This is a genomic window from Streptomyces sp. NBC_01622 (assembly GCF_045209635.1).
GTDB lineage: Bacteria > Actinomycetota > Actinomycetes > Streptomycetales > Streptomycetaceae > Streptomyces.
The window spans coordinates 705,753-732,752 of record NZ_CP109293.1 but is presented as its reverse complement, the minus strand read 5'-3'; the positions used below and the strand labels follow the sequence as shown (position 1 = coordinate 732,752).

General features: G+C 70.4%; 26 protein-coding genes. 20 read left to right on the top strand and 6 right to left on the bottom strand.

The features are described 5' to 3' along the window. Nucleotides 1-21: 21 nt before the first annotated feature. From OH768_RS03335 to OH768_RS03310, 6 genes are read left to right on the top strand one after another with little or no spacing between them, the layout of a single operon-like run. Nucleotides 22-1,470: an NAD-dependent succinate-semialdehyde dehydrogenase gene (locus tag OH768_RS03335; protein ID WP_406449830.1), complete on the top strand. Its 1,449-nt coding sequence runs from the start codon at nt 22-24 to the stop codon at nt 1,468-1,470. A 6-nt stretch (nt 1,471-1,476) separates the two neighbouring features. Next, a complete protein-coding gene (locus OH768_RS03330) occupies nt 1,477-2,247 on the top strand; it encodes a fumarylacetoacetate hydrolase family protein (protein ID WP_359603689.1) in 771 nt (256 codons plus the stop codon). Next, nucleotides 2,244-2,615: a VOC family protein gene (locus tag OH768_RS03325; RefSeq protein ID WP_359603691.1), complete on the top strand. Its 372-nt coding sequence runs from the start codon at nt 2,244-2,246 to the stop codon at nt 2,613-2,615. Before OH768_RS03330 ends, OH768_RS03325 begins: the two co-directional genes overlap by 4 nt. A gap of 26 nt (nt 2,616-2,641) precedes the next feature. Continuing rightward, nucleotides 2,642-3,427, top strand: a complete 786-nt coding sequence (locus OH768_RS03320; protein WP_359603693.1) for an alpha/beta hydrolase — start codon at nt 2,642-2,644, stop codon at nt 3,425-3,427. After that, a complete protein-coding gene (locus tag OH768_RS03315) occupies nt 3,424-3,912 on the top strand; it encodes a heme-binding protein (protein WP_359603695.1) in 489 nt (162 codons plus the stop codon). Before OH768_RS03320 ends, OH768_RS03315 begins: the two co-directional genes overlap by 4 nt. A 3-nt stretch (nt 3,913-3,915) precedes the next feature. Beyond that, the gene (locus tag OH768_RS03310; protein ID WP_406449826.1) at nt 3,916-4,944 is read left to right on the top strand and encodes a methionine synthase II (cobalamin-independent)-like protein; all 1,029 of its coding nucleotides are present in this window, start codon (nt 3,916-3,918) and stop codon (nt 4,942-4,944) included. 52 nt (nt 4,945-4,996) lie between these two features. Here OH768_RS03310 and OH768_RS03305 read toward each other — a convergent pair whose 3' ends face one another. Then, nucleotides 4,997-5,284 carry a putative quinol monooxygenase gene (locus OH768_RS03305; protein WP_359603700.1) on the bottom strand — a complete coding sequence of 96 codons (288 nt, stop codon included), beginning with the start codon at nt 5,282-5,284 and terminating at the stop codon, nt 4,997-4,999. 257 nt (nt 5,285-5,541) lie between these two features. On the opposite strand from OH768_RS03305, the gene OH768_RS03300 reads away from it, so the two are divergent. From OH768_RS03300 to OH768_RS03280, 5 genes are all read left to right on the top strand, one after another. Further along, entirely contained in the window at nt 5,542-6,990 is a 1,449-nt protein-coding gene (locus tag OH768_RS03300) for an aldehyde dehydrogenase family protein (RefSeq protein ID WP_406449824.1), read from the top strand. A 33-nt stretch (nt 6,991-7,023) separates the two neighbouring features. Continuing rightward, nucleotides 7,024-8,232 carry an L-2-hydroxyglutarate oxidase gene (lhgO, locus tag OH768_RS03295; protein ID WP_406449822.1) on the top strand — a complete coding sequence of 403 codons (1,209 nt, stop codon included), beginning with the start codon at nt 7,024-7,026 and terminating at the stop codon, nt 8,230-8,232. A 121-nt stretch (nt 8,233-8,353) separates the two neighbouring features. Further along, the gene (locus OH768_RS03290; protein ID WP_359603706.1) at nt 8,354-9,214 is read left to right on the top strand and encodes an amidohydrolase family protein; all 861 of its coding nucleotides are present in this window, start codon (nt 8,354-8,356) and stop codon (nt 9,212-9,214) included. Nucleotides 9,215-9,227: 13 nt separating this feature from the next. Next, nucleotides 9,228-10,937: a thiamine pyrophosphate-dependent enzyme gene (locus tag OH768_RS03285; protein WP_406449820.1), complete on the top strand. Its 1,710-nt coding sequence runs from the start codon at nt 9,228-9,230 to the stop codon at nt 10,935-10,937. Between the two features lie 21 nt (nt 10,938-10,958). Further along, nucleotides 10,959-12,038, top strand: a complete 1,080-nt coding sequence (locus tag OH768_RS03280; protein WP_406449818.1) for an Ldh family oxidoreductase — start codon at nt 10,959-10,961, stop codon at nt 12,036-12,038. Nucleotides 12,039-12,105: 67 nt separating this feature from the next. Here OH768_RS03280 and OH768_RS03275 read toward each other — a convergent pair whose 3' ends face one another. From OH768_RS03275 to OH768_RS03265, 3 genes are all read right to left on the bottom strand, one after another. Beyond that, nucleotides 12,106-13,041 (bottom strand): alpha/beta hydrolase fold domain-containing protein, encoded by a 936-nt coding sequence (locus OH768_RS03275; RefSeq protein WP_406449816.1) that lies wholly within the window; start codon nt 13,039-13,041, stop codon nt 12,106-12,108. A 240-nt stretch (nt 13,042-13,281) separates the two neighbouring features. Beyond that, on the bottom strand, nt 13,282-14,313 hold the full coding sequence (locus OH768_RS03270; protein ID WP_406449814.1) for a M56 family metallopeptidase: 1,032 nt from the start codon (nt 14,311-14,313) through the stop codon (nt 13,282-13,284). Next, nucleotides 14,294-14,719: a BlaI/MecI/CopY family transcriptional regulator gene (locus tag OH768_RS03265; protein WP_406449812.1), complete on the bottom strand. Its 426-nt coding sequence runs from the start codon at nt 14,717-14,719 to the stop codon at nt 14,294-14,296. The genes OH768_RS03270 and OH768_RS03265 overlap by 20 nt, the downstream gene beginning before the upstream one ends. Before the next feature lie 206 nt (nt 14,720-14,925). Here OH768_RS03265 and OH768_RS03260 point away from each other — a divergent pair, with 206 nt between their 5' ends. The 4 genes from OH768_RS03260 to OH768_RS03245 all read left to right on the top strand — a co-directional run bounded on the left by OH768_RS03260 (nt 14,926) and on the right by OH768_RS03245 (nt 19,666). Then, nucleotides 14,926-16,458, top strand: a complete 1,533-nt coding sequence (locus OH768_RS03260; RefSeq protein ID WP_406449810.1) for a glycosyltransferase — start codon at nt 14,926-14,928, stop codon at nt 16,456-16,458. 112 nt (nt 16,459-16,570) lie between these two features. Beyond that, the gene (locus OH768_RS03255; protein WP_406449808.1) at nt 16,571-17,305 is read left to right on the top strand and encodes a polysaccharide deacetylase family protein; all 735 of its coding nucleotides are present in this window, start codon (nt 16,571-16,573) and stop codon (nt 17,303-17,305) included. A gap of 74 nt (nt 17,306-17,379) precedes the next feature. Beyond that, on the top strand, nt 17,380-19,032 hold the full coding sequence (locus OH768_RS03250; RefSeq protein WP_406449806.1) for a carboxylesterase/lipase family protein: 1,653 nt from the start codon (nt 17,380-17,382) through the stop codon (nt 19,030-19,032). 109 nt (nt 19,033-19,141) lie between these two features. Beyond that, nucleotides 19,142-19,666 (top strand): MarR family winged helix-turn-helix transcriptional regulator, encoded by a 525-nt coding sequence (locus tag OH768_RS03245; protein ID WP_406449804.1) that lies wholly within the window; start codon nt 19,142-19,144, stop codon nt 19,664-19,666. A gap of 52 nt (nt 19,667-19,718) precedes the next feature. Here the strand turns inward: OH768_RS03245 and OH768_RS03240 are convergent, their stop codons facing one another. Beyond that, nucleotides 19,719-20,780 carry a dihydrodipicolinate reductase gene (locus OH768_RS03240; protein WP_406449802.1) on the bottom strand — a complete coding sequence of 354 codons (1,062 nt, stop codon included), beginning with the start codon at nt 20,778-20,780 and terminating at the stop codon, nt 19,719-19,721. A 95-nt stretch (nt 20,781-20,875) separates the two neighbouring features. Further along, nucleotides 20,876-21,541, bottom strand: coding sequence for a TetR/AcrR family transcriptional regulator (locus OH768_RS03235; RefSeq protein WP_381240093.1), 666 nt, complete (start codon nt 21,539-21,541; stop codon nt 20,876-20,878). Between the two features lie 145 nt (nt 21,542-21,686). On the opposite strand from OH768_RS03235, the gene OH768_RS03230 reads away from it, so the two are divergent. Genes OH768_RS03230 through OH768_RS03210 form a run of 5 tightly spaced genes read left to right on the top strand, consistent with a single transcriptional unit; the run spans nt 21,687 to nt 26,979 of the window. Then, entirely contained in the window at nt 21,687-23,003 is a 1,317-nt protein-coding gene (locus tag OH768_RS03230) for an acyl-CoA dehydrogenase family protein (protein WP_406449800.1), read from the top strand. Beyond that, nucleotides 23,000-24,022 carry a phosphotransferase family protein gene (locus OH768_RS03225; RefSeq protein ID WP_406449798.1) on the top strand — a complete coding sequence of 341 codons (1,023 nt, stop codon included), beginning with the start codon at nt 23,000-23,002 and terminating at the stop codon, nt 24,020-24,022. The genes OH768_RS03230 and OH768_RS03225 overlap by 4 nt, the downstream gene beginning before the upstream one ends. Beyond that, nucleotides 24,019-24,993: an NADPH:quinone oxidoreductase family protein gene (locus tag OH768_RS03220; protein ID WP_406449796.1), complete on the top strand. Its 975-nt coding sequence runs from the start codon at nt 24,019-24,021 to the stop codon at nt 24,991-24,993. Before OH768_RS03225 ends, OH768_RS03220 begins: the two co-directional genes overlap by 4 nt. Then, entirely contained in the window at nt 24,983-25,834 is an 852-nt protein-coding gene (locus OH768_RS03215; protein WP_406449794.1) for an acyl-CoA dehydrogenase family protein, read from the top strand. Before OH768_RS03220 ends, OH768_RS03215 begins: the two co-directional genes overlap by 11 nt. Continuing rightward, the gene (locus tag OH768_RS03210) at nt 25,831-26,979 is read left to right on the top strand and encodes an acyl-CoA dehydrogenase family protein (RefSeq protein ID WP_406449792.1); all 1,149 of its coding nucleotides are present in this window, start codon (nt 25,831-25,833) and stop codon (nt 26,977-26,979) included. The genes OH768_RS03215 and OH768_RS03210 overlap by 4 nt, the downstream gene beginning before the upstream one ends. Nucleotides 26,980-27,000: the final 21 nt, after the last annotated feature.

The following is a 27,000-nucleotide window of genomic DNA, read 5'->3' as shown; positions in this document are numbered from 1 at the left end:
AGCCTGAGAGGGCACCCACTCATGACCTCCGACCACGGCTACCCCGCCGTCCGCATGTACATCGCGGGCGAGTGGTGCCAGGGCGGCACCGGACGGACCGCCCCGATCGTGAACCCGGCCACCGAGAAGGTGATCGGCGACGTACCCCTCGCCACCACCGCCGACCTCGACCGCGCCCTCGACGCGGCCACCGAGGGCTTCCGCACCTGGCGCAACACCCCGATCGCCAAGCGCTCCGCGATCCTGCACGCCGCCGCCGACCTCATCACCGAGCGCGCCCCCGAGATCGGCCGGATCATGGCGCAGGAACAGGGCAAACCGCTCCGCGAGGGCACCACCGAGGCCCTGCGTACCGCCGACACCCTGCGCTGGCACATCGAGGACGCCCGCCGCGCCTACGGCCGGATCATCCCGTCCGCACCCGGCACCGTCCTCACCGTCCGCCGCGAACCCGTCGGCCCCGTCGCCGCGTTCGTGCCGTGGAACTTCCCCGTCGGCGGCCCCAACCGCAAGCTCTCCTCCGCCCTCTCCGCAGGCTGCTCGATCGTCATCAAGGCGTCCGAGGAGACCCCGGGTACGGCCGCCGCCCTGGTCGCCTGCTACGCCGACGCCGGACTCCCGGCCGGTGTCCTCAACCTCGTCTTCGGCGAACCGGCCGAAGTCTCCGCCCACTTGATCCCCTCGCCGCAGATCCGCCTGGTCGCCTTCACCGGCTCGGTCCCGGTCGGCAAGCTCCTCGCGGCCCAGGCGGGCGAGGTCATGAAGCCGACGCTGATGGAGCTCGGCGGCCACGCCCCGGTCATCGTCTGCGCCGACGCCGACCCGGTGAAGTCCGCACGCAAGGCGGCCCAGGCGAAGTTCTTCAACGCCGGCCAGGTGTGCACCTCGCCGAGCCGCTTCTTCGTCCACGCGAGCATCGTCGACGAGTTCACCGCCGAGTTCGTGAAGGCCGCCCAATCGGTCACCGTGGGAGACGGACTCGACGCCGACACCACCATGGGCCCGCTCGCCAACGAGCGCCGGTTGCAGGCCATGGAGGACTTGGTCGCTGATGCCGTTCCGCGCGGCGCCAAGGTACTCACCGGCGGTCAACGCCTCGCGCGCGACGGCTACTTCTACGCCCCGACCGTCCTCACCGACGTACCGGCCGACGCGAAGCTGATGCACGAGGAGCCCTTCGGCCCGCTCGCGCCGATCGTCCCGTTCACCGACCTGGACGAGACCCTGGCCCTCGCCAACGCCCTGCCGTACGGCCTCGCCGCCTATGGCTTCACCGAGTCCGCCGCCACCGCCGAGAAGCTCTCGGACGCGCTGGAGGCCGGCATCCTCTCCATCAACCACTGCGGTGGCTCGGTCGCCGAGGCCCCCTCCGGTGGCGTCAAGGAGAGCGGCTACGGCAGGGAGGGCGGCCCCGAGGCCCTCGATGCCTATCTGATCACCAAGCGCGTCTCCCATCTGCTGGCGGGCTGAACCGCCATGAGGTACACGCGCGTTGCGGTCGGCGGCCGGGCGGTCTGGGGCCGGGTGGGGGAGGAGGACATCGAGCTGCTGTCCGAGTCCCCCCTGGAAGGCGATCCGTCTGTCATCGGCTCGGTGTCGATCGCCGACGCCCAGTGGCTGCCCGTCGTCGTCCCGCCCGTGTTCTACGCGGTCGGCATGAACTACCCGCGCCACATCGCGCACGCCGGCGCCGAGACCCCGGACCGACCCGAGGTCGGCTACCGCGCCAACAACGCGCTCACCGGCCACCGTTCACCCATCGTCAAGCCGGTCGAGGTCGAGGGCCGCTTCGAGGCCGAGCCCGAACTCGTCGCCGTCATCGGCCGCACGCTCCGGCACGCCACACATGAAGAGGCCCGTAAGTCGGTCTTCGGCTGGACCATCGGCAACGACGTCAGCGCCCGCACCTGGCAGCACCAGGACCGCTCCTTCTGGCGCAGCAAGAACAGCGACACGTTCAAGCCGATGGGCCCCTGGATAGAGACCGATGTCGACGCGCTCGCGCAAACCACAACTCTCCGTGTGAACGGGGAAGTTCGCGCCTCGTTCGCCACCGGCGACATGGTCTTCGACCCGTTCGACCACATCGTCGAGCTCACCAAGCACATCACCATGCACGCGGGGGACGTGCTGTGGATGGGCGCCGAGTCCACCTGCCAACTCGAACCCGGGGACACCGTGGACATCGAGATCAGCGGCATCGGCGTCCTGTCCAACCCCGTACACAGTGAAGGGAATCCGTCATGAGCAGCGCACCCCGCTACATCCACCACGTCAACTTCCCCACCACCGACCCCGACCGGACCGCCGAGTGGTACACGAAGGTCTTCGGGATGAAGCGCATCATGCCCAAGTCCAACTCCCGTGTGGTGCTGATGACCCGCGGCAACTTCGACCTCCACTTCACCCCGGTCGAGGCGATGGAGCGCATGGCGCCCTATCACTTCGCCGTCGAGGTCGACGACTGGGACGAGTTCCTCGCCCACCTGGGGGACCTGGGCATCCGGCACACCCGGCCGATCGAACGGCCGGAGAACCAGTCGAAGTTCTGCTACATCCACGACCCCGACCACACGATGATTGAGCTCGTCTTCCACGGTCGGCGCCCCAACTAACCCCGCGCGTACAGGAGTTCACCCCCATGCCCATCGCCGACTCCGACGGCACCTCCATCTACTACGAGCGCCACGGCAGCGGTCCGGCGATCCTGTTCGTGCACGGCAGCGGCGGCCACCACGCCGCCTGGTGGCAGCAAGTGGCCGCGCTGCGCGATGAGTTCACGGTCGTCACCGTGGACCTGCGCGGCTTCGGTAAGTCCGACTCGTCCATGCCCGAGTTCGACGGCCAGGACTTCCCCGGCGACGTCGTCGCCGTACTCGACCAGGAGGATCTGACCGACGCCATGCTCGTCGGCCAGTCCATCGGCTCCGTCGCCGCCCTGCGCGCCGGACTGCTGCGGCCCGAGCGGGTCGGCTCCGTCGTGCTCGGCCACTCGCTGGGCGGCATCAGTCACCCCGAGTTGAAGGAACTGGCCGCCGCCGACCGGGCCGAGGCCGTCAAACTGCCGGTCATCGACCGCCTGTTGACGAAGCGTTTCCAGGAGGAGCGGGCCGACCTCACCTTCCTGTTCCAGCAGATGGGCACGTTCAACGTGGCCAAGATGCAGGACCTGCGCAACCTCGACACCAACGGCCCCTCCCTGGACGACATCCGGGACTCGGGCGTCAAGGTCGCCTTCCTCGCGGGCGAGAAGGACGCGGTGCTCAGCGTGAAGACCGTGACCCGAGCCCACGAACTGTTGGCCGGCTCGCACCTGGAGATCGTCCCGGACGCCCCGCACTCCATGTACTGGGAGACGCCCGCCAAGTACAACGCCGCCGTCGCCCACCTGCGCCGCACCCTCACCGCACCGAAGGAAGCAGCATGAGCAGCCTCACCCTGGACGCCGCCGAGGAGATCATCGACGCCGCCCACAAACGCGCCCAGGCCATCGGGAAGGCGGTGAGCGTGGCCGTCGTGGACGCGGGTGGCTTCCCCATCGCGATCCGCCGCCCGGACGGCGCCCGCCCGCTCACCCCGGACATCGCCCGCGCCAAGGCGTACACGGCGGCCATCATGCAGCGGCCCGGCAAGATGCTGAAGAAGTGGCAGGAGAGCCAGCCGGTCTTCTTCTCCCAGCTCTCCCAACTCCCGGGCGCCGCCATGCCGATCATGGCGACCGAAGGCAGCCTCACCATCAAGAAGGACGGCGAGATCATCGGCGGCCTCGGCATCGCGGGCGGCACCGCGGACGAGGACCAGCAGATCGCCGAGGAGGTCCTCGCCTCGCTCGGCTACGAACTGGAGTTCGCCGCCTGGGGAGTCGCGGGCAAGCCCGCCCCGTCCTCGCCCTCGTCCGGAAAGGACGCATAACCCATGGCGGATACGTTCAACTACCGCATCGACCACCAGGGCAGCCTGGTCCGCCCCGCCGAGCTGACCGCCGCACGCGCGGCCGGCGACCCCGAAGCGCTGAAGGAGGCGGAGCTTCAGGCCGTCAGGGACGCGGTCGTCTTCCAGCGCAAGCTGCGCTCCACCGTCGTCACCGACGGCGACTTCCCCCGAGAGGACTTCCGCAGCGCGGTCCTTGACGGAGTATCAGGTTTCCGGCGTACGGACGAGACCGACGCCGACGGCCTGGTGCGCTGGGTCGCGGAGTCCCTGCCGAAGGCCAACGGCCCGCTGCTCGCGGACTGGGTTGCACGCCTCACCGAACTGACGGTGATCGCCCCGAAGGCCGTGCTGCCCTCGCCCGCGTACCTCGCCGCCACCACCTTCCGGCCCGGTCTCGGCCCGTCCTCCGCAAGGGAGTTGGGGGAGGCGCTCGCGGAGATCGTCCTCGCGGAGATCGAGTCGCTGGTCGCCAGGGGCGTGCGCCTGATCCAGCTCAACAACCCCCTTCTGCTGGGGCAGTTGGCCACCGACCCGGCCGACCCCGGTGCGCTCTCCTTCGAGGACGCAATCGCCGTCGATGCCCTGGCGGTACGCCTGGACGAGCGCCCCGAGGGCGTTCGGATCGGTGTGGCCCCCGGCCCGATCGCCCCGGCCGCGGTGGACTGGGCCCGTGCCGAGCAGCTCTACGGCGCGATCGGCGCCGACCGCTGGATCCTGCCCTTCGACCAGGGCACCCCGGCCGAACTCGCCCTGGTCAAGGCCCTGCCGGAGGACCGTGACTTCTGCCTGGGTGTCGTCGACGCGACCGTGCCCGCGCTGGAGGACATCGACACGGTGATGGCGAGGATCGACGCGGTCGGCGAGTTCAAGGACCTGGAGGACGGGGCCGTAGCACCGTCCCGGGGCTTCGCGGACGTGGCGAGCCGCCCGCTGCTGACCATCGAGGAACAGCGCCGGAAGATCGAGCTGGTGGAGACGATCGCCCGGTATGTCTGGGGCAACGAGTTCTGACGGGAACGGACCAGCCGGGAAGCGCGTCCCAGCGCTTCCCGGCAGCACCCGGTCAGAGGACCTCGGCGAACGTCACCTTGCGGTCGGTCAGCAGCGGCCAGATGGTCTGCACGACCAGCTCGTCGAAGTGGTCGGCCGCCTTGTGCGCGTCGAAACCGGCCCGGTCGGCGTACTGCTCGTACAGCACGAAACTCCCCGGCACGTCCGCCTCGGTGTGCACCTCGTACGCCAGGTTCCCCGGCTCGGCACGGGTCTGCTCGCGCACCTTCAGCAACGCGGCCCGCACCGTGGCCTCGTCGGCGGGCTCGCAGAAGTAGCGGGCGATGACTGCGTAGGCCATGTCGTGTCTCTCCTCATCGAATCCTCGGTCGATCCGCGGCGGATCCTCGGCTCCCGGCGGCGTGGCACATGCCGTCCGGCCTGCCGATTCCAGCACGGATCAACCCTCCGCCGACCTGCGCACGGCGCAAGCAATGCCTGCCTGTGCGGGGCTGGTGGCACCGCCCTCACATGGTGTGTTGTCGCATTCGGCCCATTGTGGCCGCTGACTGTGCAGACCGCGGACCCGCACCGCGGCGGACGAAGGAAGTGATCTTCATGCGAAGCCTGGAAACCCTCTCCGGTGGAGAGTGGGTGGCGACCGGCGAGTGGATCGAGGTGCACAACCCCGCCGACGTCCGCACCCCCCTCGCGCGCATCCCCGCCCTCGCCGCCAAGGACGTCACCCGCGCCTACGACCACGCCGAGCGCGGCTTCGCCGTGTGGAAGCGCACCAGCCCCTTCGAGCGGGCCCGGATCTTCACCGAGGCGGCCAGGCTGATCCGCGAGCGGGTCGACGAGATCGCCGCCGACGTCACCGCCGAGAACGGCAAGACCGGCGCCGAGGCCCGCGGCGAGACCCTCAAGGCCGCCGACTTCCTCGACTACTACGCGGGCCTCGCCCGCCAGGGCTACGGCACCCTCCTGCACGACGCCCGCCCGAACACCCGCGTGCACACCCAGCGCGAGCCGATCGGCGTGATCCTCGTGATCAGCCCCTGGAACGACCCGCTGATCACCCCGGCCCGCAAGCTTGCCCCGCTGCTTGCCACCGGCAACGCGGCCGTGTTCAAGCCGGCCACCGAGACACCGTTGTCGGGCCTGCACTTCGCCCGCGCCCTGCACGACGCCGGCCTGCCCGCAGGCGTGCTGAACGTGGTCACGGGCCGTACGGCCGAGATCGAGGAAGCGCTCCTCGACGACCCGCGCATCGTCGGCATCACCTTCACCGGCTCGAACGAGGTAGGCAACCGCATCCGCCGCCGCCTCGCCGACCGCAACGTCCGCTTCCAGGGCGAGCTCGGCGGCAAGAACGCCTCGGTGGTCCTGGCGGACGCCGACCTGCCGTTCGCCGCGAAGACCGTCGTAGCGGCCTCGTTCGGCCAGGCCGGGCAGCGCTGCACCGCCACCAGTCGAGTCATCGTCGAGCGGCCGGTGTACGACGAGTTCACCCGGCTGCTGGTCGCCGAGGTCGAGGCCCTGAAGGTCGGCCCCGGCAGCGACCCGGCGACCACCCTGTGCCCGCTGTCCAGCCCCAAGCAGCGCGACAGCGTCCTCGCCCACCTCAAGGGCGCCGTCGAGCAGGGCGCCACCGTCCTCACCGGCGGCGCGGCGGACACCGAGGGCGACCACGCGCACGGCTGCTTCGTCCAGCCGACCGTGCTCGCCGATGTCACCGCCGAGACGGCGATCTGGCGCGAGGAGGTCTTCGGACCGGTCCTCGCCGTGCGCGCCGTGGACGACTTCGCGCAGGCCGTCGACGCGGTCAACGACTCCCAATTCGGCCTGGCCGCAGCGGTGTTCACCCGCGACCTCGCCTCGGCCTACCGCTTCGCCGACGACGCCGAGTGCGGGCAGATCGCGGTCAACGCGACCACCCCCGGCTGGGACGTGCACCTGCCGTTCGGTGGCTTCCACGACTCCGGCACCGGCTACAAGGAGCAGGGCGACGAGGTCCTGCGCTTCTCCACCCGGGTCAAGACCGTCGCCGTCCACATCGGCGCCTGAGCGAGCGAGCACGTCAGAGAGAGGAGGATGCCGATGGCTGACGAGACGATCGGCATCGTCGGCGCCGGCATCGTGGGCCTGGCCACCGCCCGCGAGATCGCCCTGCGCCGCCCCGGCACCCGGGTCGTGGTCCTGGAGAAGGAACACGAGGTCGCCGTCCACCAGACCGGCCACAACTCCGGCGTCGTGCACGCCGGCATCTACTACGCGCCGGGCAGCCTCAAGGCCGACCTGTGCGTCCGGGGCGTATCGATCCTGCGCGAGTACTGCCAGGACCGCGGGCTGCCGTACGAGGAGATCGGCAAGCTCGTCGTGGCCGTACGGCCGGACGAGCTGGGCCGGATGGAGAACCTGTACGAGCGGGCCAGGAACAACCACGTGCCCGAACTCCGCAAGATCTCCCAGGAGGAGATCAAGGAGCTGGAACCGCATGTGGGCGGTATCGCGGCTCTGCACTCCCCGCGCACCGCGATCACCGACTACCCGGCGATCGCCCGCGAGTTCGCCAAGGACATCGAGGCCTCCGGCGGCGAGGTGCGGCTCGGTTTCCCGGTCACGTCCATCGCCAATGTGCCGGGCGGTATCGAGGTCGCGTCGGGGCAGGAGCGGGTCCGGGTCGACCGGTTGATCCTCTGCGCTGGGCTGCACTCCGATGCCGTGGCCAAGCTCGCGCAGGACAAGAAGGCGCCGAAGATCATCCCGTTCCGGGGCGAGTACATGCTCCTCAAGCCGGAGCGCACCCATCTGGTGCGCGGGCTCATCTACCCGGTGCCGGACCCCCGTTACCCCTTCCTCGGCGTGCACTTCACCCCGCGTGTCGACGGCAGCGTGGAGGTCGGCCCGAACGCCGTCCTCGCCCTGGCCCGGGAGGGCTACAAGCTCGGCCGCTTCTCGCTGAAGGACCTCGCCGGACTCGCCGCCTACCCCGGCACCTGGCGGATGGCCGCCCAGCACTGGCGGACCGGCATCAAGGAGTACCGCGGCTCGCTGTCCGCGTCGGCCTTCATGAAGGACGCGAAGCTGTACGTCCCCGGTGTCGGCGTCTCCGACGTCGTACGCGGCGGGGCGGGCGTCCGGGCCCAGGCGCTGGACCCCGACGGCACGCTCGTGGACGACTTCCGCATCCATCGGGTCGGCCGGATCACCGCTGTACGCAACGCGCCCTCGCCGGCCGCCACCGCCTCCATGGCGATCGCCGAGCACATCGTCGAGGCCGTGTTCAGCGCCTCGTCCGCAAACTGAGAATGCCCTGCGTACAGCGGTGTCTCGCGCAACTACTGCTTGCACTCCCAGCGCTCGGCAAGGCCCCGTCGCCCGCCTAGCGTTCCTTCCGTAAAGACCTTCGAGAGAAAGAGTTCCGGACATGTTCGTTGTCGACACGCAGATCCACATCTGGAAGGAAGAGACCCCGGACCGCCCCTGGGTCCCGGGCGCGCGGGAGCGCATCCGTCTCAACGGACACCGCGAGGACCCCTTCTCCTACGAAGAGGCCCTGGAGCTGATGGACGAGGCCGGTGTCAACCGGGCCCTGATCCTGCCGCCGTCCTGGGAGGGCGACCGTATCGACTACGCCCTGGAGGCCTGCGAGGCGCACCCGGACCGCTTCGGGATCATGGCGCGCATCCCGCAGAACAAGCCCGAAGAGGGCAAGGCGATGCTGGCGGACTTCGCGCAGAACCCGCATGTGAAGGGCACGCGCCTCACCTTCCACCGGCCGCAGGACCGCAACTGGATGATCGACGGCACCAACGACTGGTACTGGCCGATCGCCGAGGAGCTGCGCGTCCCGACGATGGTCCACGCGCCCATCTGGAAGCGGGAGTTGGGCGAGATCGCCGCCAAGCACCCCGAGCTGAAGATCATCATCGACCACATGGGCATCATGGCCCGCTGCGTCGACGACGCGATCGGCTACTGGGTGGCGGAGACCGCCGACCTGGCCGCCCACCCGAACATCTACGTGAAGCTCTCGGCGCTCCCCGGCTACTCGACCCAGCCCTTCCCGAACAACAACATCCAGAAGTACGTGCGCGAGATGGTCGACAAGATGGGCCCGCAGCGCTGCTTCTACGGCACCGACATCACGCGGCTGCTCGGGCACGGCATCACCTACACCGACACGATCGAGCAGTTCACCAAGCACTGGGACTTCACGCCCGAGGAGCTTGAATGGATCATGGGCCGCGGAATCTCCGAGGTCCTGAACTGGCCGATCGAGGGCTGAGGAAGCACGAGAGATGACCGACACGACCAACACTCCGGGCGCCGACGGCGGCGATGCTCTCGTTTCCGCCTTCAACGCCGTCGGCGCCGACTACATCTTCTGCTCGTCGGGGTCCGAGTGGGCCCCCGTCTGGGAGTCCCTGGCCCGCCGCCACCGCGACGGACTGCCCTGCCCGCAGTACCTGGACCTGACCCACGAGACCGTCGCGGTCGGCATGGCCACTGGCTACGGCCTCATCAAGCGCCGTCCGCAGGGCGTGCTGCTGCACGCGGCCCCCGGTCTGCTCCAGGGCTCGATGGCCGTGCACGGGGCGCTGCTCGCGGGCGTCCCGATGGTGGTCAGCTCCTCGGAGTCCACCACGTACGGCGACGGCCCCGGCCAGGACCCGGGCGGCCAGTGGTACCGCAACCTGTCCATCGTGGGCGGCCCGCACCAGATCGCCCAGCCCTTCACCAAGTGGTCCAACGAGGCCGCCAGCGTCCACACCCTTCCTACGATGGTGACGCGCGCGGCGGAACTCGCCTGGCGCGCTCCGGCGGGACCGGCGTACCTCAACGTCCCCCTGGAGATCCTCCTGGAGGAGTGGGACGGCCGCGAGGCCAAGCCGATCGTGGCACCGGGTTCCACGCACAGCTCGCCCGAAGAGGTCGACCCGGTCGCCCAGTTGATCCGTGAGGCTTCGAATCCCGTCATCGTCACGGAGACGGCGGGGCGCGAGGCGGGCGGCTTCGAGGCGCTCCTAGCCTTCGCCGAGGCGTGGAACATCCCCGTTGTCGAGCCCGACTCGGCGGTGTGCGGCAACTTCCCGCGCACCCACCCGCTGCACGCAGGCAGCGACATCGGACCGTGGATGGACGAGGCGGACCTGATCCTTCTGGTCAACTGCCGCGCCCCCTTCTACCCGCCGTCGCGCCGCCCCTCCAAGGCGACCGTCGTCGTCATCGACGAGGTGCCGCAGCGCCCGCACGTCGTCTACCAAGTCCTCTTCGCCGACAAGTACTTGGAAGGCAACGTCGCCAACACCCTGCGCCAGCTGGCCAAGCGGGCGAAGGACCTCGACGAGGCGGTCGTGGCGGAGCGCAGGGCCGCGCAGGAGGCCCGCTTCGCGGCCGAGCAGACGGCGATCACCCAGGCCGAGTCGAAGGCCGCCGGCGCCGAGGGCATCGACCCGGTGCTCGTCGCCGCGACCCTGCGCAAGCTGCTTGAGGGCCGGGACGGGATCGTCGTCGACGAGACCATCACCCACAGCCGCGTCGTCAAGCGCCATGTCCAAACCGCCGACCCCGACTCGTACTTCTACGTCCAGGGCGGCCTCGGCCAGGGCATCGCGGTCGCACTCGGAGTCAAACTCGCCGCGAAGGAACGCCCGGTGGTCCTCACCATCGGCGACGGCGCGTTCACCTACAACCCGGTCATCCAGTCGTACGACGCCTCCAACGCCTACGAACTCCCGCTGCTGATCGTGGTGTTCAACAACCGCGTCTACAAGTCGATGAACCTCAACCACCGCAGGTTCTATCCCGAGGGCGCCGCCGCCGAGACCGGCGAGTGGCTCGGCACCGATCTGCGCCGGCTGCCCCGGCTCGCCGCGTTCGCCGAGCCCTTCGGGATGCACACCGAGACGGTCGACGCACCCGAGGCCCTCGCGCCCGCGCTTGAGCGTGCGCTCAAGGCCGTGGCGGAGGGCACCACCGCCGTCGTCGACGTACTCGTCACCCGCTGAACCAGGAAGGCACCCGCCACCATGTCCGACACCGCAACGCCCAAGCCGGGCAAGGTACTTGTCGCCGCAGACGACCTGCGCACCTTCTCCGCCGCCCTCCTTGAGAAGGGCGGCCTGGACGCCGAGCAGGCGCGCACCACCGCCGACGTGTTCGTGTGGGCCGCGCTGCGTGGCGTCGACTCGCACGGCATCGCCCGCGTCCCCGCCTACCTGGAGCTGCTGGCCAAGGGCGTGGCCAACGCCGATGCCGACATCAAGATCGAGTCCACCGCCCCGGCCGCCGCGGTCCTGGACGCCGACCGCGCTCCCGGCCCGGTCGCGCTCAGCGCCGCCGCCGACGAGGCGGTAACCCGGGCCCGAATCAGTGGAGTTGCCGCCGTCGGGGTCCGCCGGACCGTGCACACCGGCGCCATCGGCTACTACGTGTCGAAGATCGCCGAGCAGGGTCTCGTCGGTATCGGCTACGTCGCCGGCATGCCCAACATGGGCTACACCGGCGTCAAGGGCGCCGCCGTGGCGACCAGCCCGCTCGCCATCGCCGTACCGGCCCAGGCGCACGCCCCGCTGCTGCTCGACATGGCGACCGCCACCATCGCCCTGGGCAAGATCCGCCAGGCGAAGGCGAGCGGCACCCCGCTGCCCGAGGGCGCGGCGGCCACCGCCGACGGCACCCCGACCACCGATCCCGAACTCGCCGTCATGCCCCTGCCGTTGGGCGGCGCCAAGGGTTCCGGGATGTCCCTCGCCTTCGAACTGCTCACCAGTGTGCTGGTCGGCGCACCGATCTTCGCCGCCTTCCACTCGGACGACCCGCAGGGCCGCAAGCACCGCCAGAACGCGCTCCTCATCGCCCTGGACCCGGCGGCCTTCGGCGACCCGGCCGCCTTCACCGAGGCGGTCGACGCGACGCTGGCCACCCTCAAGCAACTGCCTCCGGCGGACGGCGTCGAGGGCGTCTTCTACCCCGGCGAGCGCAGCGCGGCCGTCGCCGAGGGACGCGGCGCGAAGGGCATTCCCGTCGCGCCCAAGGTGTGGCGTGAACTGACCGAGGCGGCAGGGAAGTTCGGCCTCACCCCGCCGGAGCCGGTGCCCTCGGCGTGACCAAGCAGCACTTCGCCGACCGTCGTAGGGGGGATGGTCGGCGAAGTGCGTTGTCTGCGGAGGTGGTTCAGCCGGTGCCCACGGCCTCCCGCACCTGATGGGCGATCAAGGCATAGGTCTGCAGGGCCTGTTCGTCGTCCGTGCCGTCGTAGCCGTGGTCGGCTCCGGTGACGTCGACGTGCTCCACCAGAGCGCCCGCCGTACGCAACCGGTCGGCGTAGCGCACGCCTTCGGCCTTGAGCAGGTCGTACTCCGCCGTGACGACCAGTGCCGGGGCGATGTCCTTGAGGTCCGCGGTGTCCGAGGGATGGGCGGGCGACACCAGCCGGTCGGCGCGCACCTTCGGATCCGGGACGTACGACGTGTCGAAGACCTCGGCCATCCAGGGCCGCAACACCGGCTTGGCGATGGCCGCCTGCTTGTCCTTCGCGCCGGTCACCAGGTCCAGCGGCGGATAGTGCAGCACCTGGAGCGCGATCGAGGGGCCGCCCTCCTCCAGCGCCTGCCGGGCCACCGCCGCCGCGAGTCCGCCCCCGGCGCTCTGCCCGCCCACGGTGAGCCGGTCGCCGTCCCAGCCCTGTTCGACGCCGTGCTCCGCGATCCACCGGACCACCTCGAAGGCCTGCCGGGGCGGCGCGGGGAACGGGTGCTGCGGCGCGACGACGTAGTCGACGTTGACCACTACGACACCTGCCTCCGCCGCGAGGAAACGGCACAGCGGGTCGTCGAGTTCGGTCAGCGGCACGACGTAACCACCGCCGTGGAAGTTCACGTGCACCGGCGGAGGCGGGCCCTCGCCGGTCGGCAGATACACCGTGGCGCGCGCCGGGGCGACCGAGGTCGGGATGGTCAACTCCCTTGTGTCGCGCGGGAATTGCGGGAACCGCTGATGCGAGGAGGCGGCGGAACCGCGCCCGCTCGGGCGGCGGTCAGCCATCAAGGAGAGACGCTGCAGGGACTTGGCGGCGAAGGCGGCCACCGTCGGCCGGGCCAGAACAGACATACCGCTCCATTCATGGAGTGCGCGCGACGGGGGGTGCAGTCCGATCGCCGGAGTCGATCGACAGGATTCCTGACGATGGGTAGGGCGACGATAACACGGGTGCATTTCCGGACGGATGCTGTGATCGGCACTGCTGAGGGGCGGCGGGGGGTGGGGTGGGTCTGTGAAAAAGTGTGTCACTTACTCGTGTCAGTGTCACATCTTTTCAGAGCACTCCCCGGCGAGGGGAACGCCCGCCCGTCAGCGGTGTCGCAAAGGCCCGTCCGGGTGCCCGTGTTCACAGCATGGCCCGTGCGGTGGGACCGCCTGACCAGCCGCCGCGGCCGCCGCCTGAGCCGTCACACACGCCGCGTGCTGCGCGGTCTCGATCATCTGCTCGCTGTCGGTCGCCGCATCGGCCAGGCTCCCGCAGCACACCACGAGCAGCGCCGCGCCCGCGACGAACGGCAGGGCCCGGCGCGGGGGAGGAGGTGCCAGCAGAGCCCGCACCCGCTGCGGCACCGCCCCGCCGGTCGCGGCCAGCGCCGGGCGGGAACGGTTCGCGGAGGTGGCCAGCGCCGCCCGGCCCACGGCGCGGGCGACGACCGCACGATCGCCGACCCGCACCGCGGCCTCCTCGTCGGCCCAGCGCTCCAGTACGAAGCCGCCGGCCGCGGACAGCGGCCGTAGCAGCGGATTCACGGCGGCGGAGAGTCGCCAGAGGGTCTGGAAGAGATGGTGCCGGCCGCGCAGATGGGCCCGCTCGTGCGCGAGCAGCGCCTCGCGCTCGCGATCGCACAGACAGCGCAGCATGCCGCGTGATACCACGATCCGCCCCGGCTTCCCCGGCAGCGCGAAGGCCTCCGGCGACGCCACGTCCAGGACGGCCAACTCCGTGTCACCGGGCAGCTGTTGGCACTCGCGGCGGGCCCAGCGCAGATGCCGCAGCTGACGTGTGGCCGCGACGGCGAAGCCCGCGACGGACGCGAGGAGAGCGAGCGCGGCGGCCCCGGCGACCGTGAGGTAGACGGGGTCGGAGGCGCGCACGGCGGCGACCGACCACTGCCCTTCCTGGGCGACCTCGGGGATCTGCACAAGGCCCGCGAACGCCAGCAGTCCCAGGGAGCCGAGCCAGCCCAGCGACGCCACCAGTGCGGCGGAGGCCAGCGACCAGGCGGCGGGGCGCGGGGCCAGCAGGGAGGCCGCGCGAGGCGCGAACACCGCGATCACCATGGTGATCAGAAGGGGGACGTAGACACTGATCAGCACCGGCTCACGGTCCTTCGTCGGCACGGCCGGTGTGCTGCGGCCCGTCGTGCCCGGTGAGCAGTCGCTGCAGCAACTGCTCGTCCTCCTCGGACAGTTCGGAGACGAAGCGGGTGAGCACCGCCTCGCGGTCGGCGCCGTGCTCCAGCAGGGAACGCATCCGCTCCGCCGTGTGCGCCGCCTCGTCCCGGGCGGGCGCGTACGCGTACCCGCGGCCCGCGCGATGCCGGACGAGCATCCCCTTGTCGTACAGGCGCGACAGGATCGTCAGCACGGTGGTGTAGGCGAGGTCACCCGGCAGTCCGTCCCTGACCTGGCGTGCGGTCAGCGGTTCGGGGGCCCCGTAGAGCGCGGCGAGAACACCGCTCTCCAGTTCACCGCGCGCCCGCCTGCCGGACGTCGCGCCGGGTTCGTCGCTCTTCCGATCGTGCACTGTTCACCCCACCGCCTTTCACCGCTCGGCGTCCCAGCCTACCCGCCGACCTACTACGGGCTGTAGGAAGTGTGTCGAGGGCTCGAAGTGACCGGTCGGGGATCGGACGGGGCTTTGCGATCGCGATCTACTACATGTTGTACGACCTTACCTACTACATGTTGTAGAGTTTCGCCGCTCCACTCCACCTGCGGAGGAAAAAGCCCATGCCCCACCTCGGAAGTACGGTGCATCTGCGTGCCCTCGCGGTCGCCACCCTGCGCCCCCGACAGACGACCCCGCCCAGCCGCCCGTCGGCGGCGGATCGGATCGTGATCGTCTCGGCGAGCGTCGGAGCCGGTCACGACGGCGCCGCCGCCGAGCTGGAACGGCGTCTGGTCGCGGCCGGACTCGCGGTCGACCGGCTCGACCTGCTGGACGTGCTGCCCGCCCGGCTCGGCCGGCTCGTCCGGGACGGCTACCACCGCATGCTCGTCCGGACACCCTGGCTCTACCAGCGGATCTACAGCAGCACCGAACGCGCCGGAGGCGGCGGCCCCGCGGCACGAGCCTTGCTGCGCTCGGCCGAGGAACGGCTGCTGCGCGCCCTGCCCGCCGACACGGGCGCCGTCGTCTCGACCTACCCGGGAGCGAGCCGGGTCCTGGGCAACCTCCGGCTCGCCGGGCGGCTGACCGTGCCCGTCCTCACCTACCTCACCGACTTCTCCGTCCACCCGCTGTGGGTGGCCGACGGCGTCGACGTCCACCTCGCGCTGCACGCCGTGCCCGCCGCCCAGGCCAGAGCCGCCGGCGCACGCGACGTCCGGGTCTGCGGCCCGGTCGCCGACCCGCGCTTCCACCCCGTCACCGCGACGGAGCGCACCGCGGCCCGCACGCGTTTCGGCCTGCCCGCGAACGCGCCGCTGGCCCTGCTGGTCGCCGGTTCCTGGGGCGTGGGCCCGGTACGGCAGGTCGCCCGCGAACTGCGCGACTGCGGCGCGGCCGTACCGGTCGTGGTCTGCGGCCGCAACGAGGAGCTGGCCGAACAGCTGCGCGCGGACGGCATCGAGCACGTCCATGGCTGGGTCAACGACATGCCCGGTCTGATGCACGCCGCCGACGTCCTGGTGCAGAACGCCGGCGGACTGACCTCGCTGGAGGCCTTCGCCGCGGGCCTGCCCGTCGCCAGCTACGGCTGCATACCCGGCCACGGACTGACCAACGCGTCCGCACTTGACCAGGCGGGCGTCGCCGCGTGGATCCGGGACCCGGCCCAACTCAAGCACGTGCTGGCCGAGTTGATCGACGGCCCGCGCGGGCTGCTGCAACGGGAGGCGGGGCTCGCACTGTTCGCGGGCGAGGTACCGGGCGGGGGACCGGATTCGGCTGCCGGGAAGGACTGCGGCCTGGACACCGGAGCACACCAGGACCCGGCGACGGGCGCCGACCGGGGCCCCGCCGTCGAGACCGTACGGGTCTGCCGGGCCGGCGCCGGGGCCGCCACCGCGATCTCCGTCCGCCGGACCCGGTCGGTCCGTCCGACCGCCCTCCGGCTCGCGACGACCATCGCCCTGGCCTGCGCGGTCTGGGCGTGCGCGGTCGGCACGGCGGTCGCCACGACCGACGGCGGCCCGGGCCTCATACACGCCATAGGCCAGGGCCTCGACCTGGACGACCTGGGCCACACACACCACGCGCGCCATGCGACCCACGAAGGGCACGAGGATCACGACGGCCACGCGAAGGGAGGCCGCTCGTGACAGTCGTACGCCTTCTCCCTGCGACCGCCCGTCTCGCGCCGCCCGACCCCGCCACCGCGCGCAGCGCGTCCGCAACGGGCCACGCAACGAGCCCCGCGACGGGACGCCACGCATGACCGCCGCCCGCCTCCTCCGCGCCGCGCTCCCCGCACTTCCCCTGCTCGCAGCCGCCGCGTACGCCGCCCCCGTCCTGTCCACCTACGGCCCGCTCCGCAACCGCCTCATGCCCCGCCTCTCCGGCCGCGGCCGGCCCGACCACGTGGCGCTCACCTTCGACGACGGTCCGGACCCGCTCTCCACCCCCCTGTTCCTGCGCCTGCTCGACGAGCGCCGGGTCCACGCCACCTTCTTCCTTCTCGGCAACCAGGCGGTACGCGCCCCCGGCCTGGTCCGGGAGATCGCCGCCGCCGGACACGAGATCGCCGTCCACGGCTGGCTCCACCGTCCCCTCCTTCTGCGCGGTCCGCGCGCCACCCACGACGACCTGGCCCGCGCCCGCGACACGGTCGGCGACCTCACCGGCCGCACACCACGGCTCTTCCGCCCGCCCTACGGCGTGATGTCGACCGCCGCCCACCTCGCGGCCCGCCGCCTGGACCTCGCGCCGGTGCTGTGGACGGCCTGGGGCGAGGACTGGCGGTCGCGCGCCACACCGGAGTCGGTCCACCGCACGGTCACCGAGGACCTGCGCGGCGGCGGCACGATCCTGCTGCACGACTCCGACTGCACCTCGGCCCCCGGTTCCTGGCGCGCCACCCTCGGCGCGGTGCCCCGCATCCTCGACACGTGCGCGATGCGCGGGCTGTCCGTGGGCCCGCTGCGGGAGCATGCTGTGGATCCGCTCTGAAGTTGACAATATTGTTGGCGTTCCCGGTCGGCGGAATTTACGTTCGCAAGTACCTAGACCAGGGAGCCCCCCCCATGCTTTCGAAGGCCATGAACCGCCGGACCTTCCTCAACGGGACGCTGACCGCCGCCGCGACGGCCGCACTCGTCGGCACCGCGGCCGGCGCCGACGCGGCGGACCGCGACAGCTCCGCAACCCCGTTGACGGGCCCGCTCCGGATCGACACCGGCCGGGTGTCCGGCGTGGCGTCCCTGGTCTCCGGAGTCACCGTGTTCAAGGGCCTGCCCTACGCGGCGACCACGGCGGGCGCCAATCGCTGGCGTCCGCCGCAGCCGGCCGACTCCTGGACGGGCGTGCGCGTCGCGGACACCTTCGGGGACATCTGCCCGCAGCAGACGATGAGTTCGGCCCCGGTCACGATGAGCGAGGACTGCCTCAACCTCAACGTCTGGACCGGAGCGGCGAGTTCACGGGAGAAGCGCCCGGTCCTGGTCTGGATCTACGGCGGCCGGTTCACCGGCGGCTACGCCTCCGACCCCGGCTTCGACGGCGCCGGACTCGCCGCCAAGGGCCTGGTCGTGGTGACCCTCAACTACCGCACCGGCGCGTTCGGTTTCCTCTCCACCCCCGAACTCAGCGCCGAGTCCGGCCACCGGGCGTCGGGCAACTACGGGCTCCTCGACCAGATTTCGGCCCTGCGCTGGGTACGACGCAACATCGCCGCGTTCGGCGGCGACCCGAACCGGGTGACGATCGCCGGCCAGTCGGCGGGCGGCGCCTCCGTGATGCACCTCATCTACTCCCCGCTCGCCAAGGGCCTGTTCCAGGGCGCGATCTCGGAGAGCGCCGGCGCCCGCGCCACCGGCGCCCCCGAAATCGCCGCGCTGGCAGCGTCGTACCGCACTCTGGAGACGGCCGAGAGCCAGGGCACCGCTTACGCCACGGCACTCGGCGCCACCTCGCTCGACGCTCTCCGGGCCCTGGGGAGCGACAAGTTGATGGCGGGTCAGAATGCCAACGACACCACGGTCAGCGGGCCGGTGAACGGCAACCCGCCGGAGTTCCGCCCGGTCCTGGACGGCTGGGTCAAGCCGTGGACATACGAACAGGCCCTGGCGGGCGGCCACTTGAACGACGTACCGGTACTGGCCGGCGGCAACAAGGACGAGAACGGCGCCTCCCCGAGCCCGACCGTGAAGCTCGCCGACTACCTCGCCACCGCCGAGAAGGAATACGGCACTCTCGCCGACGAGTTCCTGACTCTCTACCCCGCCACCACCGACGCGGAGGCGGGACAGGCCCGCAATGCCTCCGCCCGCGAGGGCTCGCGCGTCTCCGCGAACCTGTGGGCGGCCGAGTGGGCGAAGACGGCCAAGAGCCCGGTGTTCACGTACTACTGGGAGCACGTCCCGCCGACGGCGACCGGACCCAACTCCCGTGGCGCCTACCACGGTTCGGAGATCAACTACGTCTTCGCCAACCTCTACGCCACGAACCTGCCGTGGACCGACGCGGACCGCGCGGTCGCCGACACCCTGTCCGACTACGTGGTGAACTTCGTGACCCACGGCGACCCCAACGGCCATGGCCTCACCCGCTGGCCCGCGGCGAACCACCGCTTCGCGACCACGATGGAACTCGGCGACCGCTTCGGCTCGCTCGCCCTGGCGGACGCGGCCAAGGCGGACTTCTTCGGGCGATTCTTCGCGAGCCAGAAGCGCTGGTGACGGCGGTGTCGATGGTGTCCTGCGGGTGACGTACTCTCTCCGCCGTAGACGGGGTAAACGCACGCCGTAACTTACTTGAGTTACGCAACAATATGGTAAAGTGGGTCTCATGTCCACACCACCGGTCCCTACCGCCCCCGCCTCTCCGGAGGTGACCGAGATCGAGCGTGCCCTCACTCGGATCACCTACCTGAGTACGCGCGCCCGCCAGCACGACCGGCTCATGGCCCTCGCCGGTGTGCCCCTGGACCGTGCGGCGGTGGCGTTGCTGCGGCAGGTCGCCGACTCCGAGCCGCTGCGCCCCGGGGAGCTGGCGAACCGCCTCGGGGTCGAGGCCTCGCATGTGACCCGTACGGTGCAGCAGCTGCAGAAGTCCGGCTACGTCACCCGCGTGCCCGACCCCGACGACCGCCGCGCCCAGCGGATCGAGCTGACCGAGGCCGGCGAGAAGGCCGTCGCCAGCGTCCGGGACGCCGGTGCGCGCGGAATGCAGATGGCCCTCTCCGAGTGGTCGACGGACGAACTGCAGCAACTCGCAACGCTGTTCCACCGCATGGTCGACGACTTCCTGAACTACGCGATCGACGACGAGGGCGAGTCGACGGAGGTCGCCGCGCCGGCGCGCACCGTCTGAGCATCGGGTACGGCGCGCACCGTTCGGGCATCGGGCGCGGCTTGCGCCGACCTCAACCGAGATCGGCGACGATCTGCGGCAGGTCGGCCGTAGTGCGGATTCCGGGGGCCGCCGCGCAGACGAAGGGGACGGCGTTGACCGCGCGGTTCGCGGTGTAGGAGGGGGACATCGCGGCCATCCGGTCGAGGGGGACTGGGAAGCGCAGGTCGATGTCGAGCGGTGCGTCTCCCTCGACCGACACATGCCAGCCGGTGGCGCGGAGGTCCCAGGCGGGGTCGAGGTCGGTGGCGCAGTACCAGTTGGCGCGGAACCGCAGCAGGGGTTGCCCCTTGCGCAGCCCGGAGACGGTGATCCGCTGCGCGGCCACCGTGCCGACCGGCAGGGTGCCCGCCGCGATCTTGGTCGTGCGCCGGGCGAGCGCGACCTCGCCGGTCGCCTCCACCGAATCGAGTGGTGTCCCGAGCGCGTCGGCCAGCAGTCGCAGCGACGGGCCGAAGCTGTCGCGCAGTCCGGTCAGCCGCTGTTCGCCGAATCCGGCAGGGGGCTGCCCGAAGCCCATCACCTCGAACAGCAGCCCGGGAGAGTCCCGTTGGGAGAGATCCGCGAACTCGTCGATCGTCAGCGCGTCGAGCCGCCGCTGGATCGAGGTGAGGACGAACGGCAGGGCCTCCGTGATGAATCCCGGGCTGCTGCCCGTGCTGTGGACGGAGGTCCCGCCCTCCGCGCAGGCGTCCTCGATCCGCTTCCGCGTGACCGGGTCGAGGCTCGGTGCGTGATGGAACTCGCCGCGGGTCGACACGACGTTCACACCTGACGAGAGGAGCGTGCACACTTCGTCGAAGTCGCAGGTGCGTGGGGTGTAGAGGACGCAGTCGGCGTCGAGCGCCAGGATCTCGTCGATGTCGTGCGTGGCGCGGATCCCGGTCGTGCCGAACTCCCCGCCGCTCAACTCACCAGCGTCCAGGCCCGACTTGGCCGACGTGTGGACGTACACGCCGGCCAGGGTCAGCTTCGGATGCTCCAGTACGGCACGCATCGTGCGGGCACCGATGTTCCCCGTGGCCCACTGCACGACCCGGTAGCGCTGTATTCCATGCCGTAGCGGCTCGGTCATCGCCTACCTCCCGTTGCGGTGGGCGAGAACCGTACTCTCGGCTACGGAGAGCGTCAATTACGCAGGGGGAATCGTCAGCTGCGTCCGAGGAACCGTCAATTGCGTACGGGGACGCCCGAGAGGCCGCCGAGGCAGAACTGCCAGACCTCCTCGGCGCTGACCGCCGCGGCGTGGCTGCCGGCCGGAACGCCGTTGCCCTGCGCGACGAACATGACCGTCTGCATCAGGATCGAGGCCTGACGGCGAGGTTTCCCGGCGGGGATGACACCGGCGTCCTCCGCCTGTTCCACCAACTCCGTGAACACCGTGAGCAGGGGGAGATGAGCGGTCGCCACCTGCGAGGGGTGCTTCACGAGCAGTTGCAGCGCGAAGTCGCTGAACAGTGGGCGCTCCACACCGGGGTTGGAGAGCGACTGCTCGAAGAGCATCTCCACCGCGAGCCGCAGCGCCTGGAGCGGATCCGACTGGGAGCCGGCGGTCTCACGGATCTCGGCGGCAGACTTGGACAACGCGTCCTCGAACAGGGCGAGCAGCAGCTCGTGTTTGCCGTCGAAGTGCTGATAGAAGCTGCGCAGTGACTGTTTGGAGCGGTCCACGACCTCCTGGACGGTGAAGTCCGTCGTCCGCTTCTCCGCGATCAGTTCCTGAGCCGCGTCCAGGAAGCGCTGCACACGTTGTTCGGCGCGGAGCTTGGCGGCACGGGTGGAACGCTCAACGGCGCGCTGGCGCCAGGCTGGTTGTTCTTCGGGGACAGCTGTCACATGAAGAACGATACTCCACTTCAGCGGTAACACCTCGGCTTCCCCTACCGAAGAGCGCACTGCAACTTTCGAGACCCTTACTTGCGTGAGATGAGAATGATATTCTCATCGGCATCCGTCCGGGTTGGCAGGAGGTTCGTCTGGCATGGCATGGGACTTTTCCACCGAGCCGGAGTTCGAGGAGAAGCTGGAGTGGATCAGGCGGTTCCGCGCCGAGCGCGTGGAGCCCCTGGACCTGCTGTATCCGGACCGGGCCTACCATCCGCTCGACGACGAACTCGGCCCCGTCGTAAGGGCGTTGAAGCAACAGGTCCGCGACGAGGGACTGTGGGCACCGCACCTCGGCCCCGAACTGGGCGGGCGCGGCTTCGGCCAGGTCAAGCTGGCTCTCATCAACGAGATCCTGGGCCAGTCGAGTTGGGCCCCCGTCATCTTCGGTACGGCCGCGCCCGACACCGGGAACGCCGAGATCATCGCCCGCTACGGCACCGACGAACAGAAGGAGCGTTACCTCCAGCCGCTGCTGGAGGGCGAGTGCTTCTCCTGCTTCTCCATGACCGAACCCCAGGCCGGCGCCGACCCCACGATGTTCACCACCCGCGCCGTGCGCGACGATGGGGGCACCTCCCGCTCGAGCGAAGCCGAGAGTGGGGGAGACTGGGTCATCACCGGCCGCAAGTTCTTCTCCTCCAACGCCCGTACGTCGAAGTTCGTCATCGTCATGGCCGTGACGAACCCCGACGTCAGCCCCTACAAGGGCATGTCGATGTTCCTGGTGCCCAGCGACACCCCAGGCGTCCGGATCGAGCGTCACCTCGGCATCATGGGCGAGGCCACCGACGAGGGCATGCACGCGCTCATCGCCTACGACGGTGTCCGCGTCCCCGCCGACGCGCTGCTCGGCGGCGAGGGCCAGGCCTTCGCGATCGCCCAGACCCGGCTCGGCGGTGGCCGCGTCCACCACGCGATGCGGGTCGTGGGCCAGAGCCAGAAGGCGCTCGACATGATGGCCGAGCGGGCCCTGTCCCGCGAAACCCAGGGCGAGCGGCTCGCGGACAAACAACTCGTGCGGGCCGACCTCGCCGACTCCTACGCCCAACTCGCCCAGTTCCGGCTGTTCGTGCTCTACACCGCCTGGCAGATCGACCACTACCAGGACTACAAGCGGGTCCGGAAGGACATCGCCGCCATCAAGTTCCTCACCCCGAAGGTGCTGCACGACATCGTGTACCGCTCGATGCATCTGCACGGCGCCCTCGGTGTGTCGAACGAAATGCCGTTCTCGGACATGTGGAACGGCGCCGCCGTGATGGCCGTCGTCGACGGCCCCACCGAGGTCCACAAGATCACCGTCGCCCGTGACGTCCTGCGCGGCTATGAAGCCGCCCCCGGCCTGTGGCCCACCCAGCACCTGCCCACCCGCCGCGAATGGGCCCGGAAGCAGTTGGAGGACCTGCTGTGACGCTCGCCAACACGGAATCCCTCGCCCGCTGGCTGGACGACCAGGGCATCGCCTCCGGCGAACCCGTCGGGACGTCGTACATCTCCGGAGGCACCTCCAACGAGATCTACGGCATCCGGCGCGGCGAGCTGAGCATGGTGCTGCGCAAACCGCCGGAGAAGGTTCCGCCGGGGCGCAACGAGACCATGCTCCGTGAATACCGCGTTCTCAAGGCGCTCAACGGCACGGACGTCCCGCACCCCGAGGCGATCGCCGTGTGCGACGACACGAGCGTGCTCGGCTCTTGCTTCTACCTCATGGCGCACGTCGACGGCTGGTCGCCGATGAACTCCGGCGGCTGGCCCGAGCCCTTCCTCGGCGACCCGTCCCTGCGCCCCGGCCTCGCGTACCAACTCGTCGAGGGCATCGCCAAGTTGGGCAACGTGGACTGGCGGGCCCAGGGCCTTGAGGGTTTCGGGCGCCCGGACGGCTTCCACGACCGGCAGGTCGACCGCTGGCTGGCCCACCTCGCCGAGTTCGAGTTCCGCGAGATACCCGGCCTGGAGAAGGCCGCCGCCTGGCTGCGGGAACACCGTCCCGCCCACTGGACACCGGGCATCATCCACGGCGACTACCAGTTCGCCAACGTCATGTTCCGGCACGGCGCACCCGCCGAGCTCGCGGCCCTGGTCGACTTCGAAATGGCCACCGTGGGCGACCCGTTGCTCGACCTCGGCTGGGTGATCATGGGCTGGCCGGACGCCGACGAGGACCGCACCCAGAAGGGATACGTCGACTACACCGGCATGCCCGACCGCGCCGACCTGCTGGAGCACTACGCCAAGGTCAGCGGCCGGGACGTCAGCGAGATCGACTACTACGTCATCCTCGCCCGGTTCAAGATGGCCGTCGTCCTGGAAGGCGGCTACGCCCGGCATGTGAAGGGTGAGGGCGGCAACCCCAAGATGGCCCACTACGGCGACGTCGTCCTGCAAATGGCCGCCAAGGCGGCCGAGCTCGCCGCCTCGACCCGGCTATGAGAGCCGCCCGCTGCAAAGCTGTCGGCGGCCCGGTCGTCGTCGAGGACGTCCCCGAACCACCCTTCCCCGACCCGGAGTTCACCGAAGAAGAGGACGGCGGCATCCCGGTCGACGTGCACTACGCCGCCGTCAACTTCGCCGACGTCCTCGTGATCGACGGCGCCTACCAGGTGAAGGCGGAGCCGCCCTTCACCCCGGGCAGCGAGTTCGCCGGCGTGGTCGCCGCCTCCGCGCACGGATTCGAGAAGGGCGACCGGGTCTTCGGCTCGATGTTCGTCGGCGCTTTCGCCGAACGCGTCACCGCCCGTCCCGCAGGCCTCAGTCGTATCCCCGAGGGCATCCCCACCGAGCGCGCGGCTGCCTTCGGGGTCAGCCACGCCACGGCCTTCGACGCGCTCCGCCTCGTCGCCGACGTACGGCCCGGTGAACGGGTGGCCGTCCTCGGCGCGGCCGGCGGGGTCGGCCTCGCGACCGTCGAACTCGCCGCGCTGCTCGGCGCGGAGGTCGTCGCCGTCGCCTCGACGGAGGAGAAGCGGACGGTGTGCGCCGAGCAGGGTGCGCGCGTGACCCTGCCGTACGACGATCTGAAGCAGGCCCTGCGGGACGCGGGCGGTGCCGACGTCGTGATCGACCCGGTCGGCGGGGCGTACGCGGAGGAGGCCTTGCGGGCCATGCGCTGGGGCGGGCGTTTCGTGAGCGTGGGGTTCGCGAGCGGGGAGATCCCGCGTATCCCGCTCAACCTCCCGATGCTCAAGGGCGTCAGCGTCCACGGCTTCGACCTCGGCGGCTGGGCGCGGCATCAGCGGGACGACCTGGTCGCCGCCCGCACCGAACTCCACGGACTGTTCGCCGCCGGGAAGATCAAGCCCCGCGTCCACGCCGTATATCCGCTCGCCGAAGTCGCCGCCGCCCTCGCCCTGGGGCGCCGCGCCATCGGCAAGGTCCTTCTGGAGGTCGCGCATGGAGTTTGAGTTCGACGACGAGCAGCGGCTGCTCCAGCGAGTGGTCCGCGAAACGGTCACCAGGTCTCGATCGTTGCCCGAGGACCAACTCTGGGACACCTACCTGGGGTTGGGCTGGCTTGAAGCCCCGCCGGTGGAACTCGCCATCGTGCTGGAGGAGTTGGGCTACGCCGCCGACCCGACGCCCTTCCTCGCCACCGCCACCTGGTTCGCGCCGCTGGCCGGACGGCTGCCGCGCGGCTCTGGCACCGGCGTCTTCGACGGTGAGGGCCGGTTTGTTCTCGACGCCGACCGCGCGGACGAGGTCGCCCTTCTCACCTCCGAGGGCGTGGTCGTACGGGACGGAAAGGACCTGGCGGCCGAGCGGCTGTCCGTGTTCGACCCGACCCTGCACGTCGCCCGGGTGGACGCCCCGGACCTGGTCGCCGCCGTACCGGACCTGGCACTGATGGGCCTGGCGGTCAGCACCGTCGGCAGTTGTCGGCGCATCCTCGACCTGGTCGTCGCCCATGTGAAGGAACGACACCAATTCGGCGTGCCCATCGGCTCGTTCCAGGCCGTCAAGCACAAGGCAGCCGACATGTACGTCGCCATCGAACGCGCCAAGGTGCTCGCCTACTTCTCCGCGCTCACCATCGCCGAGGACGACCCGCGCCGCGGCCGGGCCACCGCGATGGCCAAGGCCGCCGCCGGAGACTGCCAACGGGTCTGTTTCCGCAACGGGTTCCAGCTCTTCGGTGCCATGGGCTACACGTGGGAGAACGAACTGCAGATCCATCTCAAGCGGGCCAAGGCCGGGGACCTGCTCCTCGGCACGGCGTCCGAGCACAGGAAGGCGCTGCTGGTATGAGGCTGGCCCCCGACCCCGAGGTCGAGAAGTTCCGCGCCGATTTCAGCGCCTTCCTCGACACCCACCTGCCCACCCCCGAAGAGGCCACCGTCCGCTCCAAGTCCAGCGCGGACATACCGGATTGGGCCCGACGCTGGCAGCGCACCCTCTTCGACGAGGGCTGGCTGCTGCCCGCCCAGCCGCCCGAGTACGGCGGGCGCAACGCCACCCTGCCCCAAGTCGTCGCGCATCTGGAGGAGTTGTCCCGGCGGCGGATCTACCACAGCTTCAACCCGCAGGGCCTCAACATCATCGCGGCCTCTCTGCTCACCTTCGGCACCGAGGAACAGAAACGCGACTGGGCCGTCCCCCTGCTGCGCGCCGAGATCACCGCGTCGCTGGGCATGAGTGAGCCCGGCGCCGGCTCGGACCTGGCCGGACTGCGCACCCGCGCGGTCCTCGACGGCGACCATTTCGTCGTCAACGGGCAGAAGGTGTGGACCTCCGGCGCGCACGACGCCGACGTCCTGCTCACCTTCGTCCGCACCGACCCCGACGCCCCCAAGCACAAGGGCATCAGCGTCCTGCTCATCCCCACCGACTCCGAAGGCCTGGTCCGGCGGCCGTTCGGATCGATCGCCGCACCCGACGACCTCGACTTCAACGAGGTGTTCTTCACCGACGTCCGCGTCCCGAAGGAGAACCTCCTCGGCCCCCTCAACGAGGGCTGGCGGGTGGCCAACGGCTCGCTCGGGCACGAACGGACCCTGCTCTGGGTGCACTACGCCGAGCGGATGGACGGCCTGATCCAGGACTCGCCCTGCGCCGAGGAGTGGTACGCGACGCTCCAAATCGACGTCCAGGCACTGCGGTTGCTCGGCTATCGGCTGCTCGGGGCGGACCGGAACCCGGTGGAGATCTCGGTGCTCAAGCTGCTCGGCTCCGAGGCCGCGCAGAGCGCCGAACTGCACGCCCTCGAACACCACGGGAACGAGGCCCTGCTGCATCCGGTGCAGACCGGGCCGTACACCCATATGAACCTGGGGGCGTTCACCGCCAGTTGGTTCGAGCGGTACGCGCGCAGCTTCGGCGGGACGATCGCCGGCGGGACCTCCGAGATCCAGCGCAACATCATCGCCGAGCGCATCCTCGGCCTGCCCCGATAGAGCCGACGGAAGACGGAACTC

Excerpts from the sequence above, each read along its gene's own strand:
- OH768_RS03335 (WP_406449830.1), top strand. The coding sequence starts at position 22 with ATGACCTCCGACCACGGCTACCCCGCCGTCCGCATGTACATCGCGGGC.
- OH768_RS03330 (WP_359603689.1), top strand. The coding sequence starts at position 1,477 with ATGAGGTACACGCGCGTTGCGGTCGGCGGCCGGGCGGTCTGGGGCCGG.
- OH768_RS03325 (WP_359603691.1), top strand. The coding sequence starts at position 2,244 with ATGAGCAGCGCACCCCGCTACATCCACCACGTCAACTTCCCCACCACC.
- OH768_RS03320 (WP_359603693.1), top strand. The coding sequence starts at position 2,642 with ATGCCCATCGCCGACTCCGACGGCACCTCCATCTACTACGAGCGCCAC.
- OH768_RS03315 (WP_359603695.1), top strand. The coding sequence starts at position 3,424 with ATGAGCAGCCTCACCCTGGACGCCGCCGAGGAGATCATCGACGCCGCC.
- OH768_RS03310 (WP_406449826.1), top strand. The coding sequence starts at position 3,916 with ATGGCGGATACGTTCAACTACCGCATCGACCACCAGGGCAGCCTGGTC.
- OH768_RS03305 (WP_359603700.1), bottom strand. The coding sequence starts at position 5,284 with ATGGCCTACGCAGTCATCGCCCGCTACTTCTGCGAGCCCGCCGACGAG.
- OH768_RS03300 (WP_406449824.1), top strand. The coding sequence starts at position 5,542 with ATGCGAAGCCTGGAAACCCTCTCCGGTGGAGAGTGGGTGGCGACCGGC.
- lhgO (WP_406449822.1), top strand. The coding sequence starts at position 7,024 with ATGGCTGACGAGACGATCGGCATCGTCGGCGCCGGCATCGTGGGCCTG.
- OH768_RS03290 (WP_359603706.1), top strand. The coding sequence starts at position 8,354 with ATGTTCGTTGTCGACACGCAGATCCACATCTGGAAGGAAGAGACCCCG.
- OH768_RS03285 (WP_406449820.1), top strand. The coding sequence starts at position 9,228 with ATGACCGACACGACCAACACTCCGGGCGCCGACGGCGGCGATGCTCTC.
- OH768_RS03280 (WP_406449818.1), top strand. The coding sequence starts at position 10,959 with ATGTCCGACACCGCAACGCCCAAGCCGGGCAAGGTACTTGTCGCCGCA.
- OH768_RS03275 (WP_406449816.1), bottom strand. The coding sequence starts at position 13,041 with ATGTCTGTTCTGGCCCGGCCGACGGTGGCCGCCTTCGCCGCCAAGTCC.
- OH768_RS03260 (WP_406449810.1), top strand. The coding sequence starts at position 14,926 with ATGCCCCACCTCGGAAGTACGGTGCATCTGCGTGCCCTCGCGGTCGCC.
- OH768_RS03255 (WP_406449808.1), top strand. The coding sequence starts at position 16,571 with ATGACCGCCGCCCGCCTCCTCCGCGCCGCGCTCCCCGCACTTCCCCTG.
- OH768_RS03250 (WP_406449806.1), top strand. The coding sequence starts at position 17,380 with ATGCTTTCGAAGGCCATGAACCGCCGGACCTTCCTCAACGGGACGCTG.
- OH768_RS03245 (WP_406449804.1), top strand. The coding sequence starts at position 19,142 with ATGTCCACACCACCGGTCCCTACCGCCCCCGCCTCTCCGGAGGTGACC.
- OH768_RS03240 (WP_406449802.1), bottom strand. The coding sequence starts at position 20,780 with ATGACCGAGCCGCTACGGCATGGAATACAGCGCTACCGGGTCGTGCAG.
- OH768_RS03230 (WP_406449800.1), top strand. The coding sequence starts at position 21,687 with ATGGCATGGGACTTTTCCACCGAGCCGGAGTTCGAGGAGAAGCTGGAG.
- OH768_RS03220 (WP_406449796.1), top strand. The coding sequence starts at position 24,019 with ATGAGAGCCGCCCGCTGCAAAGCTGTCGGCGGCCCGGTCGTCGTCGAG.
- OH768_RS03215 (WP_406449794.1), top strand. The coding sequence starts at position 24,983 with ATGGAGTTTGAGTTCGACGACGAGCAGCGGCTGCTCCAGCGAGTGGTC.
- OH768_RS03210 (WP_406449792.1), top strand. The coding sequence starts at position 25,831 with ATGAGGCTGGCCCCCGACCCCGAGGTCGAGAAGTTCCGCGCCGATTTC.